The sequence below is a fragment of the Robinsoniella sp. KNHs210 genome, assembly GCF_000686105.1.
Classification (GTDB): domain Bacteria; phylum Bacillota; class Clostridia; order Lachnospirales; family Lachnospiraceae; genus Robinsoniella; species Robinsoniella peoriensis.
Map to the genome: position 1 here is coordinate 2,974,180 of NZ_JMLZ01000002.1, position 15,294 is coordinate 2,989,473.

14 protein-coding genes and 2 pseudogenes are annotated in these 15,294 nt (G+C 42.8%); 6 read left to right on the forward strand and 10 right to left on the reverse strand.

Features of this window, described 5'->3' with window-relative positions:
- Positions 1 to 248: 248 nt before the first annotated feature.
- Positions 249 to 2,042, reverse strand: a complete 1,794-nt coding sequence (locus tag CD03_RS0120030; RefSeq protein ID WP_027295156.1) for an L-fucose isomerase — start codon at positions 2,040 to 2,042, stop codon at positions 249 to 251.
- Positions 2,043 to 2,304: 262 nt separating this feature from the next.
- On the opposite strand from CD03_RS0120030, the gene CD03_RS0120035 reads away from it, so the two are divergent.
- The 6 genes and pseudogenes from CD03_RS0120035 to CD03_RS40045 form a co-directional block, all read left to right on the forward strand.
- Positions 2,305 to 3,243 (forward strand): helix-turn-helix transcriptional regulator, encoded by a 939-nt coding sequence (locus CD03_RS0120035; protein ID WP_027295157.1) that lies wholly within the window; start codon positions 2,305 to 2,307, stop codon positions 3,241 to 3,243.
- On the forward strand, positions 3,240 to 3,728 hold the full coding sequence (locus tag CD03_RS0120040; RefSeq protein WP_027295158.1) for a DUF402 domain-containing protein: 489 nt from the start codon (positions 3,240 to 3,242) through the stop codon (positions 3,726 to 3,728). Before CD03_RS0120035 ends, CD03_RS0120040 begins: the two co-directional genes overlap by 4 nt.
- Before the next feature lie 113 nt (positions 3,729 to 3,841).
- A complete protein-coding gene (locus CD03_RS38970) occupies positions 3,842 to 3,964 on the forward strand; it encodes a hypothetical protein (RefSeq protein ID WP_255348103.1) in 123 nt (40 codons plus the stop codon).
- A gap of 752 nt (positions 3,965 to 4,716) precedes the next feature.
- On the forward strand, positions 4,717 to 4,890 hold the full coding sequence (locus tag CD03_RS40040) for a DUF6783 domain-containing protein (RefSeq protein WP_442969723.1): 174 nt from the start codon (positions 4,717 to 4,719) through the stop codon (positions 4,888 to 4,890).
- Between the two features lie 56 nt (positions 4,891 to 4,946).
- Positions 4,947 to 6,986 (forward strand): HelD family protein, encoded by a 2,040-nt coding sequence (locus CD03_RS34175; protein ID WP_052377888.1) that lies wholly within the window; start codon positions 4,947 to 4,949, stop codon positions 6,984 to 6,986.
- A 262-nt stretch (positions 6,987 to 7,248) separates the two neighbouring features.
- Positions 7,249 to 7,302: pseudogene (locus CD03_RS40045) on the forward strand (hypothetical protein); the annotation flags it as partial.
- On the opposite strand, the pseudogene CD03_RS40050 reads toward CD03_RS40045, so the two are convergent.
- From CD03_RS40050 to CD03_RS0120090, 9 genes and pseudogenes are all read right to left on the reverse strand, one after another.
- A pseudogene (locus tag CD03_RS40050) lies at positions 7,282 to 7,344 on the reverse strand (hypothetical protein); the annotation flags it as partial. The pseudogenes CD03_RS40045 and CD03_RS40050 sit on opposite strands and share 21 nt — an antisense overlap.
- A gap of 13 nt (positions 7,345 to 7,357) precedes the next feature.
- On the reverse strand, positions 7,358 to 9,694 hold the full coding sequence (locus CD03_RS0120055) for a transglutaminase-like domain-containing protein (RefSeq protein ID WP_027295159.1): 2,337 nt from the start codon (positions 9,692 to 9,694) through the stop codon (positions 7,358 to 7,360).
- Between the two features lie 46 nt (positions 9,695 to 9,740).
- On the reverse strand, positions 9,741 to 10,844 hold the full coding sequence (locus CD03_RS0120060) for a DUF58 domain-containing protein (RefSeq protein ID WP_027295160.1): 1,104 nt from the start codon (positions 10,842 to 10,844) through the stop codon (positions 9,741 to 9,743).
- Between the two features lie 9 nt (positions 10,845 to 10,853).
- Positions 10,854 to 11,801 carry an AAA family ATPase gene (locus CD03_RS0120065; RefSeq protein WP_027295161.1) on the reverse strand — a complete coding sequence of 316 codons (948 nt, stop codon included), beginning with the start codon at positions 11,799 to 11,801 and terminating at the stop codon, positions 10,854 to 10,856.
- Positions 11,802 to 12,057: 256 nt separating this feature from the next.
- Positions 12,058 to 12,543, reverse strand: coding sequence for a deoxycytidylate deaminase (locus CD03_RS0120070; protein WP_027295162.1), 486 nt, complete (start codon positions 12,541 to 12,543; stop codon positions 12,058 to 12,060).
- Between the two features lie 21 nt (positions 12,544 to 12,564).
- On the reverse strand, positions 12,565 to 13,194 hold the full coding sequence (upp, locus tag CD03_RS0120075; protein ID WP_027295163.1) for a uracil phosphoribosyltransferase: 630 nt from the start codon (positions 13,192 to 13,194) through the stop codon (positions 12,565 to 12,567).
- Positions 13,195 to 13,299: 105 nt separating this feature from the next.
- On the reverse strand, positions 13,300 to 13,728 hold the full coding sequence (gene rpiB / locus CD03_RS0120080) for a ribose 5-phosphate isomerase B (RefSeq protein WP_027295164.1): 429 nt from the start codon (positions 13,726 to 13,728) through the stop codon (positions 13,300 to 13,302).
- Positions 13,722 to 14,183, reverse strand: coding sequence for an arsenate reductase/protein-tyrosine-phosphatase family protein (locus CD03_RS0120085; RefSeq protein WP_027295165.1), 462 nt, complete (start codon positions 14,181 to 14,183; stop codon positions 13,722 to 13,724). The genes rpiB and CD03_RS0120085 overlap by 7 nt, the downstream gene beginning before the upstream one ends.
- 14 nt (positions 14,184 to 14,197) lie before the next feature.
- The gene (locus tag CD03_RS0120090) at positions 14,198 to 15,244 is read right to left on the reverse strand and encodes an L-threonylcarbamoyladenylate synthase (RefSeq protein ID WP_027295166.1); all 1,047 of its coding nucleotides are present in this window, start codon (positions 15,242 to 15,244) and stop codon (positions 14,198 to 14,200) included.
- Between the last annotated feature and the right edge of the window lie 50 nt (positions 15,245 to 15,294).

Consider the following 15,294-nt stretch of genomic DNA (forward strand, 5'->3'; position numbering starts at 1 on the left):
ATACTCCTGGCTGTTAGTATAACACAAAAAATTGCTGCCGCCTACGGTTAATCGGCAGGTCGGCAGCAACTTTTTTACTCTTTATTTATTTGACCTTTACACTTTTCTTGTTACTATAACTGGTATAAACTTTTTTTCCGCCGATTATCTTATAGGCTCTAATACGGAAATAATAAATAGAGAACAAACAAAAAAGGATCATTGCACTTCATAACATGCAATGATCCCTATCGTTCTTCTATTTAATTTTATTTATATAATGGTCCGTAAGCTGCGCAAGCTCTGTAATCCTGACCTTCTTTATCCTGTCCGAATGCGTTCCAGGAAGCTGGTCTGAAGATTTCTTCTTCCGGTACGTTATGCATAGCAACCGGAATTCTTAACATAGAGCACATTGTGATTAAGTCTGCTCCGATATGTCCGTAGCTGATTGCGCCATGGTTAGCACCCCAGTTATTCATTACATCGTATGCTGTCTTAAATGCGCCTTCTCCTGTTGTTCTTGGTGCAAACCAGGTACATGGCCATGTGTAGTCTGTTCTCTTCCATAATTTATCAGATACTTCGTCCGGAAGTTTCACTGTGTGACCTTCAGCGATCTGAAGAACCGGTCCTAAGCCTTTTACAAGGTTCAAACGGATCATGGTTACCGGCATTTCAGCTTCTGTTAAGAAACGGGATGAGAATCCGCCTCCTCTGAAATATCCGTTATCAGCAGGATTCCAGGTAGTTGCATTCATGATTGCATCCTGATCTGCTTCTGTAACTTCATACCAGGGTTTCATAACGCCATTGCCGTTTTCATCTTTGGCCTGTCCGTTTGCATCGAGGCAAGCTGCTCCGGAGTTGATTAAGTGAATGAATCCGCCGGCTTCTTTTGCAACACCTTCAATATCATATCCGGTAGCTTTCTTAACAGCTTCAGGGCTCCAGTATGTACGAACATCTGCAAAGATCTGTGCTCTGTTGGTCAATAATTTCATGAACATCATGCCGAGACCGTTTAATACGTCATTTTCTGTTGCCAGGATGTATGGCTCTCTTGCTCCATTCCAGTCAAAAGAAGTATTTAACATTGCTTCCGGGAAATCACAGTTTGGATAGAAATCAGTCCACTGTCTCTGACCCTGGAATCCGGCTGCGATAGCATTGTGTCCAATTGCTTCTTCTGAGAATTTAGGATCCAGATTTTTATTTCCATTCATTAAGTCTTTGATGATACACATCATCTTAACTACGAATTCAAAATCTTTTTCTTTCTGCTCGTCAGATACCTGTAATTCAGGTGGGTTCTTATCGAATCCGATCTTGCATTTTTCTTTAGACCATGCAAGTGCTTTCTTATACTCTGCTTCATCATAGATACCTTCTGTCATACGACGGATGATTTCTACTTCATCAACAGATTCCACTCTCATGCCTAAGTATTCTTCAATAAATGCCGGGTCAATGATAGATCCGCCGATACCCATGCAGATAGAACCAATCTGTAAATAAGATTTACCTCTCATAGAAGCTGCTGCAACAGCTGCGCGTCCAAATCTTAATAATTTATCTTTTACATCGCAGGGAATCTCTGTATCATCTGCATCACAAACATCATGTCCGTAAATTCCAAAAGCAGGAAGTCCTTTTTGTGCATGTGTAGCCAGAACAGATGCAAGGTATACAGCACCCGGTCTTTCTGTACCATTGAATCCCCAAACACCTTTAATCGTGTTCTTTTCCATATCCATTGTCTCAGCGCCATAGCACCAGCAAGGAGTAACTGTCAATGTGATGTCAACGCCTTCTTTTCTGAACTTTTCAGCACAGGCTGCTGTTTCACCAACACGTCCGATTGTGGTATCTGCAATAACAACTTTTACTGGTTCACCATTTGAATATTTTAAATTCTCTTCGAATAATTTAGCTGCTGATTTTGCCATGTTCATAGTCTGCTCTTCCAAAGAACCTCTTACGTCCAAAGCGCCTCTACGTCCGTCAATTGTTGGTCTGATTCCGATTACTGGGTATCCACCGATCAATCTGCTTTCTGCCATTTGAAATTACCTCCATTTTAATAAAATTGTTTGGTTTGTTTATACACTTTACACAATGCAGTTTTATGGCAACCGCATTTTATGTACTAAGTATACAACATAATTTTTGATTTTGCACGTAAAATTATGTTAGGATATGGACAATTTTTGTGATTTTTGTTATACTATATCATCATCACATAATTGGGCGCAAGACGAGTGAAATCATTTCAGACAGGCCCTATAATAGAATTCGAAAGAACACGAGGTCAAAGCACATAATATGAAAGCATTCCATGAAGTTCGTTCCTATGATTCCGATTTTATGGTATGGCATTCATCCTATGAGAACATCAGCTTCCTGGCACACTGGCATCAGGAGATCGAATTTATCTATGTCCGCCAGGGCAGTGCCCATTTCAGTATCAATGATGATATTTTTACTGCCCACGCCGGTGATCTGGTCATTGTGGACACGGGTGATTTCCATTACAGCGACTCATCAAATATGGAAAATATACTGGAATTCATCATTTTTGATCCTGGAATTATCAGCTCCCTCTATCACCACTCCCAGTTTTCTCATCCTTGTGTAACCAGAGAAATGCTGGAATCCTATGGTATGAATGAAATGCTGATATCACTGCTGGACAGGGTAGGTGCAGAGCTTAAGAACAAGGAAGCTTATTATAAAGAGATTATTACCGCAGCATTAAGAGAGTTCTGGTATCTGCTAAAACGCAGGATCCCGAAAAATGACAGCGGTCTGCAGAGCACCAGTAAACGCATAAATATGCTTTACGACATGCAGCAGCTCTTATCTTATATGGAAGAACACTATGCCGACAATATTACTCTGTCATTTGCAGCAAAGCAGATGAATTTCAGTGAAAGCCATTTTTCCAAGGTATTTAAAAAACTGATAGGTATTAATTTCGTTACCTACCTGAACATGGTACGCGTGGAACATGCGGCCAGTGAACTGAAAAATACCAGCAATAAAGTCACAGACATTGCAATTGACTGCGGTTTTAATAACATTCGTACATTTAACAGGGTATTTAAAGAAATTACAGGCTGTACCCCGAGTGAATTTTTAAAACTGACAGATCCCGATTCCTATAATCTTACCTATTATAAGCGTAAATCCTCGGAGCAGGAATTTGTTGAAAATGATTCCCTGACCGTTGTAAAAAATATACCATCGGAGGTACTGCCATGACAAACCCCATTCTATACCGTAAACGCCTGATTCCAGAGGAATGCATATTATTAAAAGACGATATACTGCTCTACAGGGATGATCATATTATTCTTACAAAATGGAATACCCTCCATCCTAAGAAAACCCTGCATCACGGCCTTTCCTGTTATCTTCTGGATAAAGGAATTAAGGTAAGCAAATTCTATGACCACGAAAGCCGGCTGATCAGCTGGTACTGCGACATAATCACCTATGACTATGAGGAATCCACGGATACATACATATTCACGGATCTTCTGGCTGACGTCATCGTCTATCCAGATGGAAAGCTGAAGGTGATCGATCTGGATGAACTTGCCGATGCAGCGGAGCAGGCGTTAATTACTCCGGAAATGATGCTCAAAGCACTAAGGCAGCTGGATACACTGCTTCATGTGATCTACCGGGATGACTTTTATAAATACCAGAAATATATAGAGGATGCTGAAAATCAGGATATTTAGAAAAAGCGGGAAAACATGAGAGGTCATACTCCATGATTTCCCGCTTTTTGTATAGGAAGTGTTTGGTTTAAATTTGGGTTTTGCTGATTAAGACGCTTTGTAAATGATAGGTAGTGTACAGAAAGATGGGTGTGGAAAACTGGCATGGGCTCCGTCAGCTGGCCGCAGAACTGGTATTTTCTAACCTTTCCGAAGCGCTTTTTGGCGGCACGCGGGCATTCGCTCCGAAATCCTGATGCATTTCGCAGCTCACTGCCCGCTTAGTATCCGATGGGAGCCAGTCGAATACTATCCGCCAAAAAACACTTCGGAAAGCTAAGTAAATACTCAGCTCTGCTCTACGCTTCCTCCGCCCATACCAGTTTCCCACGCCCATCTTTCCGAGATAGCATTCGTTGATACAAAGCTGGTTTTCTCAGCCTGGTGGAGACCCCTGGGTAGTGACGGTCTGTTTGTTTTTGGATGCAGCAGAGTGTGTTACGGCAGTTCAGTGTGAAAGGGGGATGATAAGACGAAATTTCACCTGCTTTCCTGATCACAGACTTAACTGGATGTAGGTACTATAACCACAAATATACAGTAGTAGAATTTAGAGACAGTTCACAGTGATAACATCCAGCTGGTTTATTGGTTTTTATGTGATCTAAGCCAATAACGTCCGGCATGCCACACGCCCGGGGTCCCACCCTGCTGAGAAAACCAGCTTTGTATCAATAAACTGCATCCCGGAAAGAGAAGGGGGCGGACCATGGCAGGCGTTTGGAAGGCGTATAGCAGATCTGAGCATTTACTTACCTTGCCGGAGTGTTTTTTGGCGGATAGTATTCGACTGGCTCCCATCGGATACTAAGCGGGCAGTGAGCTGCGAAATGCATCAGGATTTCGGAGCGAATGCCCGCGTGCCGCCAAAAAGCGCTCTGGGAAGGTTAGAAAATGCCAGTTCTGCGGTAAGTCTTCCAAACGCCTGCCATGGTCCGCCCCCTTCTCTTTGTGTACACTACCTACATCTACAAAGCGTCATTCCTCAGCTAAACCCCAATATATTAAACCCGCAGGGAGTCTCAACTTTATCCGGGTCAAATTTTCCACAAAGTGTGACGCACAGCTGCCAGAAAGCTATTTTAAAACAAGCTCTAGTATTTTTTTATTATTTTTGGTATGATAATACCCTGCCGCAAAAAACAAGTAATTAATTATATAACTAGAGGAGGTTAGACGATGGATCAGGAACAGCAGCATTTACAGGAATGTACCCAGATTATCAAAGACAATATTGCATTATATGAAGAGCAGGTGCAAAACAGCCGCCGGGAAACAGATGAGTTGTACATTGCCATTCAGCAGGGAGATACTGAGCTTTATGATCAGTTGATTGTAAGTCAGGACATTACCACTCATGCTGCAAATTCACTGCGTAAGAACCGCGCGGCTCTGGAAAAGCCTTATTTTGGACGAGTGGATTATGAAGAAATTGAGTTTGCCAAACCGGAAAGCATCTACATAGGCAAAAATGGTATCAGCCGAAACAAAACAGAGATTATCATCGTGGATTGGCGTGCTCCTATTTCCAGCGTCTACTATGAAAATACACTGGGCAGAGGAAAATATCATGTACCGGAAGTCGGTGACATCGAAATCGACCTTAAGTTAAAGAGAACCTTTGATATCGTACAAGGTAAGCTGACAGGATTCTATGATAGTGATGTAGCATCCAATGATGAGCTTTTAGTCAAATACCTTGCCAAAAATAAAGATGTTGTACTGGGTGATATTATCGCTACCATCCAAAAAGAACAAAATGAAATAATACGGGATACTCCTTTTACGGATATTATTGTCCAGGGAGTAGCCGGAAGTGGAAAAACGACGGTTGCCATGCACCGGATTTCCTATATTTTATACAACTATGCACACCGTTTTTCCCCTGAGGAATTCTGTATTATAGGAAGCAATGATATGCTCCTGAGCTATATTACAAGTGGTCTTCCGGAACTGGATGTATCCGGTATCGGTCAGAAGCGAATGGATCTTTTCCTGATTCACCTGCTGGATAAAGACTGGAAGAAAAAATTTAAATATATTACCATGAAACCCCAGTCCGCTTTCAAGAGTAAATTAGATTTTATCTACCGTTTGGGTGACTATCTCAAAAAAATAGAGTATCAGTCCATCCCATGCAAAAGTATTAAAGATCCAGCCCTGGGGGTCATACTCTCCGCTGACGGTATCCGTTCGGCTCTAAAGCTCAGCCGGGGATTGTCCCTGAAACAAAAACTGGCCCAGCTAAATGACAGGCTGAAGAACAGAATCCGGCTGTTAACAGATGGACCCAAAAAAGTTTATCGTTCAAAAAAGCTATCGCAGTACCGCAATTATTTCAAATGGGAAGCCGAAGCAAAAACTCCTCTTGCCATTTATATTAACTTTTTGATTTCTTATGAATCGGATAAAAACACCCTGGATGTGGATTCCACGCTGGCGGATATTCAAAATGAATCTTTTGATATCTATGATCTTGCGGCTATGGTATTTATTCGAAAACGGATGACAGAGGCAAAGGCTTCTGATGAATACGGACAGATTATCATTGATGAAGCCCAGGATTTTGGCCCAATGATTTATTATGTATTAAGAAATGCACTTCCCGACTGCTACTTCACCATTATGGGGGATGTTTCCCAGAATATAAATTATACAACCGGAATGAACAGCTGGGATGAGCTTTGCAATGAAGTATTTGACCCGGAAAAAGAACATTTCCGGATTCTTGCCAAGAGTTACCGTAATACCATTGAAATCTCAGAATATGCCGGTAAGGTATTGGATAAAGCATCTTCGGGAGCTTACAAAATACAGCCGGTTATCCGGCATGGATCACCCGTCGAGCTGTACCGCTGTCCACCATCGGAAATGGCCGGGCAGGCAGTATCCATAATAAAGGGAATTCAGGAACGGGGATTTGACACCACTGCGGTTATCTGCCGCACCCCGGAAGAAGCACAGAATGTTGAACAGCTTCTGGCTGAACAGATTGCAGTTGAAAAAGTTACCGAGATGAACTTTCAAAAAGGTGTCATGGTTCTTCCGATTGCACTTACCAAAGGTCTGGAATTTGATACTGTTTTACTCTGGAACCCGGATACCGAAAATTATCAGGAAAATGAAGGTGATGCAAAGCTTCTTTATGTGGCAATTACACGTGCCCTCCATGAATTGCATATCCTCTGCCATGGAGAATTATCGGATTTGTTTAAATAGATTTAGTTCTTCCAATAACGTCCAGCATACCATCCCCCCCGGGGTCACACCATGCTGAGAAAACCAGCTTTATATCAATAAACTGCATCCCGGAAAGAAAAGGGGGCGAACCATGGCAAGCATTTGGAAGGTGTATAGCAGATCTATGCATTTACTTACCTTGCCCGCGTGCAGCCAAATAGCACTCCGGGAAAGTTAGAAAATACCAGTTCTGCGGTAAGCCTTTCAAACGCCTGCCATCTGTACGCCCCCACTTTGCGGCATATTTGCCCCGAATTCAGGTTACGTAGCCCGCTACGCGCCATACATCCGGGACAAATCTCCCACAAACTGTGACGCACAGCTGCCAGAAAGCAATTTTAAAACACGCTCTAGAATACCTTTATATATTTAAATTCCAGTTTTTCCGCTCCTGAAAGTCTTAGATAAACAATTTTACAAACTTTCTCATACACTTCCCTTACGAACCTGGTATCTTCAGAACTAATTACACCGTCACCATAATTAGCCTGCATTACAAGATCCATAGCCCTTGCAAATTCATTGGGGTCAATTCCATCAAATCTCTGTATGACTTCCTTTACAAATTCCGGCTCTGTTCCGTCGTATTTTTTTGGAAGTCCTCCAAGCACCATGACATCATACATCGATGCAAAAATACCTCTTACATCTTCTGCTGCCCTTCTTTTTAATATCAGGCTTCTGCGAATCATAATCACAGCTAAGATCATGGCTGCAGCTGCAGCTGCTAAAATAGCCATCAAGGAAACTCTGCCGGTCATACTATCCGTGAAAAATCCATTGGTATTCGCTGACTCTGTCTGAACTTCAGTTTTCAGTTCCTGCCTGCCTTCAGTCTGTACTGTTTTCTTCTTTTCACTTTGTGCTTCCGACTGAGGCGCCTCTGTCTGCTCCTCAGTATTACGGTTTACGGCTCCAGCATATCCCGGTGTTGCTTCTACCGGCATCCAGCCTTCCCCGTCCACGTATATCTCCGCCCATGCATGCGCTTTTTCGTCTTTGATATGAGCTTCGTATTCACCGTCTGAATTAATAGTAAACTCAGATGCAGGTGCGATGTATCCTGCTGCATACCTGGCAGGAATTCCATACATCCGGAACATCAGCACTGCTGTTGTTGCAAAATGTACACAATATCCTTCTTTTCGTTCAAATAAAAAATACTCAGCGAAGTCTTTATTAGCCGGACATTCACCAGGCTGAAGATTATATTTCGCATTTCCGGTCAGCGTTGTAACGATAAAATCCCGTATTTCATTCACATCCGTCATGGGATGGGATTCACATAATGCAGCAAGGTTTGTCAGCCGCTCCGCCGGATACGAGAGATATTTCCCATATGCATAATCCCTGTATTCACCTGACAATGGGCTAAAATCTGATAAGCTCACATAGCCATTGGCACTGATAAGCTGTTCATAACTCCCTCTTTCATAAAAAGAAAATGCTGCTTCATTCTTTGTCGCTGACTCCTGCCGGGATATATATGGTGCATATTCTTCCTCCGAAGATGCTCCCCGTTTTTCGACCAAGATCATCTGTTTTACATTTTCATCGGCTTCTTCCTCCAGCATTGATGCCATTTGAAACGGCTGTTCATAATACTCACGCCTTACATCTTCCGGTGTGCCCATTCCTGCGTCAGTAAAAAAAGAAAGATCGTCATCCTCAGACCAGCGGCTTCCCGTATACTCGTCACCCGTATATCCCTTCAAGTAAATCGTCTCGCCCGGAGCCCGATATAAGGTTAACTTCAAAGCTTCTTCTCCGGTAAAATAGACGTTCCCGCCTAATTGTCCGCTGTCAATCTGACCTGCGCCCGACATGCTGATCCGAAGCTTTGGGAACATATTCCGGACGGTCTCCACCAGTGAATTATTCTGGACAAATACTCTCGCTTCTTTCACCTGTGTATTTAGCTTCTCCATTTGCGGGTTGAGAATCAGATAAGAAATTCCAAAAAGTGATACCGCAGCGACACCCATAAATAAGGCACTGTATCCTATCACCCCATTTCGGTAATACTTTGGCACGATGACCTTGGCTTTTCGAAGAGAAAATTCACCTCTCCCCATGGTAAAAGCTCCTACATAACAAAACAGAAGCAGGCACATGGACCAAAAGGAGGGAACCAGCCCCACCATCATAGCACCCGCCGTAGGTAGAATTGTCCCCATAAGAACCAGCATTCGGCTTTTCACCGCCACCAGCCCTAAAAAAAGCGTCACGCCAAATAAAATCATGACCAGCATCAGGATCTGCGTTGTATCATTTCCAAGCAGGGGATTTGTACTGTACGGATCCAGTTCCATTACAAAATATCTGTTTGCCGCCTCCCGGATAGCATTCATAACGATCAGCGACTGATTCTTCAGTTCCTCAGCATGCCAGTATGCCCAGGCACAGGCGCAAATCAGAGATATTGGAATTAACATCCTCATGTATTTTCCTGTAAAGTAAAATACCCACAGCAGCAATCCTATTACAAGAATTCCCCAAAACATTGTATTTTCTCCAAACTCTACCCGAAATGAAGTTATAAAAGAATAAAATGTACCATACAAGCCAGCCTGAAAGAATAAAAATAGCACAATAAAACTAAGCCCATGTACCTTCGTCCTGGGTGCAATCACTGTTACCTTTTCTGCTTTTAAATCAATTCCCGTTTTTTTCTCTGATCTATTCATAATTTATCATTCTTCAATCCGTTTGTCTGTTACCAACGAATTGCCTCTATACCTGAAGGAAATAACCCTCCAGCTGCGACTTTATATCCTCTTTTAAAAATTGCGCACGAGCCTCTCCATTCATAATTAACTGCAGGTTCCCATCCAGCATCATAACCGTACTAAAATTTCCTCCCGGATATTCCGCTCTATATCCAGCCTCCATATCATAGGATTCAAAATAGAATACTGCAGTCAGTAGTTCTTCCATCATCTCATAAAAGGATTCCTCATTCTCAACCTGCTTTCTGACAAGCTCATTATGAACTTTATCATACCAGGCCACATAATGAGGACATTCTTCCCGGGCCAGGGCATTTGACAGGGAGACAGCAGTTTCTAAAAATGCATTCATCTGATCCAGCATCTGCCCCTTACTGCTCTCCCAATAGAAATTCAACAGAAACAGGATTTTGCAGCCCTTTGGCATACTGAATTCCTTTGTCATCAATTCATCCGTTCTGGCACTTAATTTCCAGTGCACCCTCTGTAGAGTGTCCCCGTTTCGGAATTCTCTCACCTGATAAATCTCTGAAGGATCATCTCCGCTTCTGTGTGTCTCATACTCCTCGCCTTCAACCGGAAAACGTCTGGTTCGTTCACTGACCTCTGCTTCTATATGGTGCACCGCCGGTAGTATATTCACCTGAATCTTCTCCTGCATTTTTCTCTTTCTGGAAAACAGCATCAGATAGTCATAAACTTTGATCCGCTCAAGCATTATCTGAACCTGACCACAATAGCGGGAACTGATACTGCACTGGATCCTTACCTCACTTGATCCCTGTACCGCACCCTTCACCCTTTCTTTTTCCCCGTGTCCGGAAAATCCGTTGCTTAAAACCAGCTTCATAACTATATGATTTACCGGCAGCCAGCAGTTATTTTTAACATAAATCTCCACCGGAATCATTTCTTCCTTGGATGCCACCGGTCCCTTTACCTCCAGGCGTATGCTGATTCCATATGCAAGCATCCATGACATCAGAAACATAGCCGTGGCAAACAGTACCTCAAAAAGCATCAGAATCAGAAGAAATTTTCCGTCATACATAATGCCGAAGAAAACCGTAGCTGCCAGAACCAGAAGATAAATAATTTTATTTTTCATGCATTAACCCTACTTCCTTTTCGGCGTCGGCTTTGGTACCTTTTCCAGAATTTCATCCATTACACCTTCGGTGGTTACATGATTAACCCTTGCCCTGGCATTTAATTTGATTCGGTGCATGCTTACATCCTTCAGTACGGCACAGACATCATTTGGAGTCACATAATTTCTCCCCTCCAGATAAGCCGCTGCCCTAGCCATACGCGTTACCGCTATTGTCCCTCTCGGGCTGACCCCAAGCTCCAGAAATGGATGCTCCCTTGTAGCTGCAATCAATTTCGCTATATAAGTATAAATGACATCATGGATAAAGACCTGTTCTGTCTCCTTTTGCATCTGTACCAGCTCCTGAGCCTGAATAACCGGAACAATATTTTCAATGGGGTTTCCTGAACCTCTGTCCTTCAGAATCGCAATCTCATTTTCCACATCAGGATACCCCATCGTCATACAGATCATGAACCTGTCCAGCTGTGATTCCGGAAGCATCTGCGTTCCCGCCGAACCAATGGGATTCTGTGTAGCTATGACAATAAAAGGCTTTGGTACCTCTCTGGTCACACCCTCTACTGTAACATTTCCTTCTTCCATAACCTCAAGGAGCGCAGACTGGGTCTTAGGCGATGTACGATTGATTTCATCTGCCAGAAATAAATTGCACATTATGGCACCCGGCTGAAAGGAAAACTTATTTAATTCCTTCTGATATATGGAGAATCCGGTAATATCTGCCGGCAATACATCCGGTGTAAACTGAACTCTGTGCCAAAGCAGATCCATCGATCTGGAAAATGCTAAAGCCATAGTTGTCTTCCCCACTCCCGGAATATCCTCCAGCAGCACATGCCCGCCTGCCAGCATTGCCATCATCACCTTCTCCACACAGGCATCCTTACCTACCACTGCTTTTTTTACTTCTTCTATAATCTGTCTTACTTTTTGTACATAAATAGACATACTTTCCTCCTATGCCGCATTTCCATATTCTTAACTCTGATTTTAAATATCTTACAAAGAAATACAATGATTTCTCAAACAGACCCTGGATTCACTTAAATCCCGAAACTTTACTCTCTATTATACTATCATAGAAGAAATGCGAAAACCATATAATATTGTTTAAAATAACCTTAATTGTCTTGTTTATTCAAAAGTTCCGCGCCTAATGCAGTACCCCGCAAAAAAATAGCGCCCCGCTGCAGGGCGCTATTTTTTAAAGTTCAATCTCAATCTTTCTATTCGTATGCTGATACTGACGATATTCAACCCCTGCCGCATCCATCATTCTCTTAGACGCAATAACCGCGGGTGTGTCTGCATATTTATCACAGTCATAGATTACCTGAGTGATTCCCGCCTGAATAATTGCCTTTGCACATTCATTACAGGGGAACAAAGAAACATAAAGCTTGGCACCTTCCAGACTGCCGCCTCTGTAGTTCAGAATAGCATTTAACTCACTGTGGGTTGTGTACACATATTTGCTGTCCAGCGGCCCTCCTTCTCTGCACCATGGAAATTCGTCATCTGAACATCCCATAGGAAAACCATTATATCCCATAGACAATATTTTATTATCATTGCTTACAATACAGGCTCCCACTTGTGTATTCGGATCCTTTGAGCGCATTCCTGAAAGTTTTGCAACCCCCATAAAATACTCATCCCAGGAAATATAATCAGTCCTTTTATCGCTCATTGTAAAACCCTCCAAAATTTCTTATTTAGTACCAAAGATACGGTCGCCGGCGTCTCCAAGCCCCGGTACAATGTAGCCATGGTCATTCAGACGCTCATCAAGTGCTCCGATATAGATATCTACATCCGGATGTTCCGTCTGCATACGTTTCACACCTTCCGGTGCTGCAATAATACACATGAACCGTATATTTTTAACTCCTTTTTCCTTCAGCAGATTAATCGCTGCCGAAGAAGATCCGCCTGTTGCCAGCATCGGGTCTACTACAAAAACTTCTCTGTCCCATGAATCTGCCGGTAATTTTGAATAATATTCTACAGGCTCCAATGTTTCCGGATCACGGTAAAGACCAATGTGGCCAACCTTTGCAGCCGGTATCATAGCCAGCATACCGTCTACCATTCCAAGTCCTGCCCTTAAAATCGGAACTACTGCCAATTTCTTTCCCTGAAGTTCTTTCGCCGTCATCGGACAGATAGGGGTTTCAATGTCAACATCTACTAATTTTAAATCCCTGGTTGCCTCATAGCACATCAACATTGCTATTTCACTGATCATCTGTCTGAAATCCTTTGATCCCACTTCTTTCCTACGAATAATTCCAATCTTGTGCTGGATCAATGGATGATCCATAACTGTCACCTTTGACATCGCCCTACCTCCTCACGCACATAAATTGTGTACGTTTCTCTTATTGTTATTTTTTATTTTTATCTTCTGATTTATACAGCCAAATGCGATTACATTTGAATAAGATTACTCTTCGATCAGAGAAATCCTGTTCTTATGTCTTTCATCGCCGGAAAATGGTGTATCCAGAAAAGTATCTACAATTTTAAGTGCCAGTCCCGGTCCTACCACTCTGGCTCCAAAAGCCAGGATATTTGCATCATTATGAAGCCTTGTCGCTTCTGCACTAAAGCAGTCCGAACAAAGTGCTGCACGGATACCTTTCACCTTATTCGCTGCAATAGAAATACCAATGCCTGTTCCACAGATCAGAATTCCCCTGTCACATTCACCGTTCACAACCGCATTCGCAACTTCTCTTGCGTAAATCGGATAATCCACAGCCGCCTCACTGTCACAGCCGAAATCCTTATATTCGATCCCACGTTTCTTCAAATGTTCCATGATTTCCAGTTTTAATGTGTATCCGCCATGGTCACAGCCTATTCCTAACATAACAATTCCTCCTCATTTAACACTACTACTAATTTTGATATCAATTCTTTTAAATATTCAAAGCATTCCCCATACTCCACCAGATTTCCACCTACCGGATTGGGAATGTCCCCTTTAGAGCCTGCATATTCAGTCAATAGATGTACATTATAAGCATTTTCATGTTCTTCAAAGATTTTATTCTTTTCCCATTCATCCATAGTCAGAATCAATGTCCGCTTGTCAAAATCCTCCTGGACCAGCGGCGTCGCCGTATGATCTTTCATTGACAGCCCGTTGCTCACAAGCACTGCCTCCGCTTTCTGATTCACCGGCTCAGGAAATAGCACGATCAGTCCCTTGGATTCGATCAGTAGATCTTCCAGCAAAAATTTACTCTTCATAATTGCTTCTGCCATAGGACTTCGACATGTGTCGCTATTACTTACAAATATAAGCTTATCATAATGCTTCATATCGTTTTTGCTCCTTATACTTTGATGATCTGATGTCCTGCTGCTTTCATCAGACGGTTCATGATCGCCTGTCCCATCTTTGGTGTCTCAAAGGCCTCTGAGAAAATCTGCGTCACCTCAAGTTCATCAAATTCCCGCAAAATCCCGTACAGATTCTGTGCAATAGAAAGTTCATCACTTCTGGTTCCAATAGATTTTACCATACCGCCTGTATAAGCCCCGGCTGTTTCATCGGATGCGATAACCCCCGGGCTTCCCCCACACTGTATTTCCTGCTGAATCAACTCATTGATTTTAGAAATGACATTCTGTTCCTCACCTTCCAGAATAACCAGATTAGCCTTAGGTGCATAATGCTTATACTTCATCCCCGGTGCCTTTGGATGAATAGAAGCATCATCTTTTAATAAAGCCCGGTCTACCTTTACCGGTCCGATTACTTCTTCCAGCATCTCCCGATTGATATATCCCGGTCTTAATATCATAGGTGTTTCTTCACTCAAATCCACAATTGTAGACTCTAATCCGATCCCCACACTGCCGCCATCAATAATCATATCAATCTTCCCGGAAAGGTCTTCTTTTACATGGCCTGCCTTCGTAGGACTTGGCCTTCCTGAAGTATTCGCACTGGGTGCCGCTATATAGCCGCCGCCTGCCCTGATCAGAGCGCATGCCAATTCATGACGGGGCATGCGCACCGCCACTGTATCTAACCCTCCGGTTGTCCCATAAGGAACTTTGTCATTTTTTTTGAAGATCATAGTAAGCGGTCCCGGCCAGAATGCTTTTGCCAGCGCCACTGCCTTTTCAGGAACCTCTGCTGCTATGCCATACAGATCTGCCATTTCTGCAATATGTACAATCAACGGATTATCGGAAGGACGTCCTTTGGCTTCATAAATCTTGGCTGCCGCTCTTTCATCCAAAGCATTTGCCCCCAGTCCGTAAACCGTTTCTGTTGGAAATGCTACCAGTCCGCCGTTCTTTAAAATTTCCCCGGCTTTCCTGATGCTCTCGTCATTCAATTGCTGATCCATCACTTCTATGATTGTATCCATAATCTGCCTCTTGAATCTGAAGTTGTTCAGATTTCTTCTTAAATTTAAAA

What these genes read in the sequence shown, in the direction of transcription:
- CD03_RS0120070 (WP_027295162.1), bottom strand. Translation starts at nt 12,543, where the DNA reads ATGAGCGATAAAAGGACTGATTATATTTCCTGGGATGAGTATTTTATG.
- upp (WP_027295163.1), bottom strand. Translation starts at nt 13,194, where the DNA reads ATGTCAAAGGTGACAGTTATGGATCATCCATTGATCCAGCACAAGATT.
- CD03_RS0120040 (WP_027295158.1), top strand. Translation starts at nt 3,240, where the DNA reads ATGACAAACCCCATTCTATACCGTAAACGCCTGATTCCAGAGGAATGC.
- CD03_RS0120090 (WP_027295166.1), bottom strand. Translation starts at nt 15,244, where the DNA reads ATGGATACAATCATAGAAGTGATGGATCAGCAATTGAATGACGAGAGC.
- CD03_RS0120085 (WP_027295165.1), bottom strand. Translation starts at nt 14,183, where the DNA reads ATGAAGCATTATGATAAGCTTATATTTGTAAGTAATAGCGACACATGT.
- CD03_RS34175 (WP_052377888.1), top strand. Translation starts at nt 4,947, where the DNA reads ATGGATCAGGAACAGCAGCATTTACAGGAATGTACCCAGATTATCAAA.
- CD03_RS0120030 (WP_027295156.1), bottom strand. Translation starts at nt 2,042, where the DNA reads ATGGCAGAAAGCAGATTGATCGGTGGATACCCAGTAATCGGAATCAGA.
- CD03_RS0120035 (WP_027295157.1), top strand. Translation starts at nt 2,305, where the DNA reads ATGAAAGCATTCCATGAAGTTCGTTCCTATGATTCCGATTTTATGGTA.
- rpiB (WP_027295164.1), bottom strand. Translation starts at nt 13,728, where the DNA reads ATGTTAGGAATAGGCTGTGACCATGGCGGATACACATTAAAACTGGAA.
- CD03_RS0120060 (WP_027295160.1), bottom strand. Translation starts at nt 10,844, where the DNA reads ATGAAAAATAAAATTATTTATCTTCTGGTTCTGGCAGCTACGGTTTTC.
- CD03_RS0120055 (WP_027295159.1), bottom strand. Translation starts at nt 9,694, where the DNA reads ATGAATAGATCAGAGAAAAAAACGGGAATTGATTTAAAAGCAGAAAAG.
- CD03_RS0120065 (WP_027295161.1), bottom strand. Translation starts at nt 11,801, where the DNA reads ATGTCTATTTATGTACAAAAAGTAAGACAGATTATAGAAGAAGTAAAA.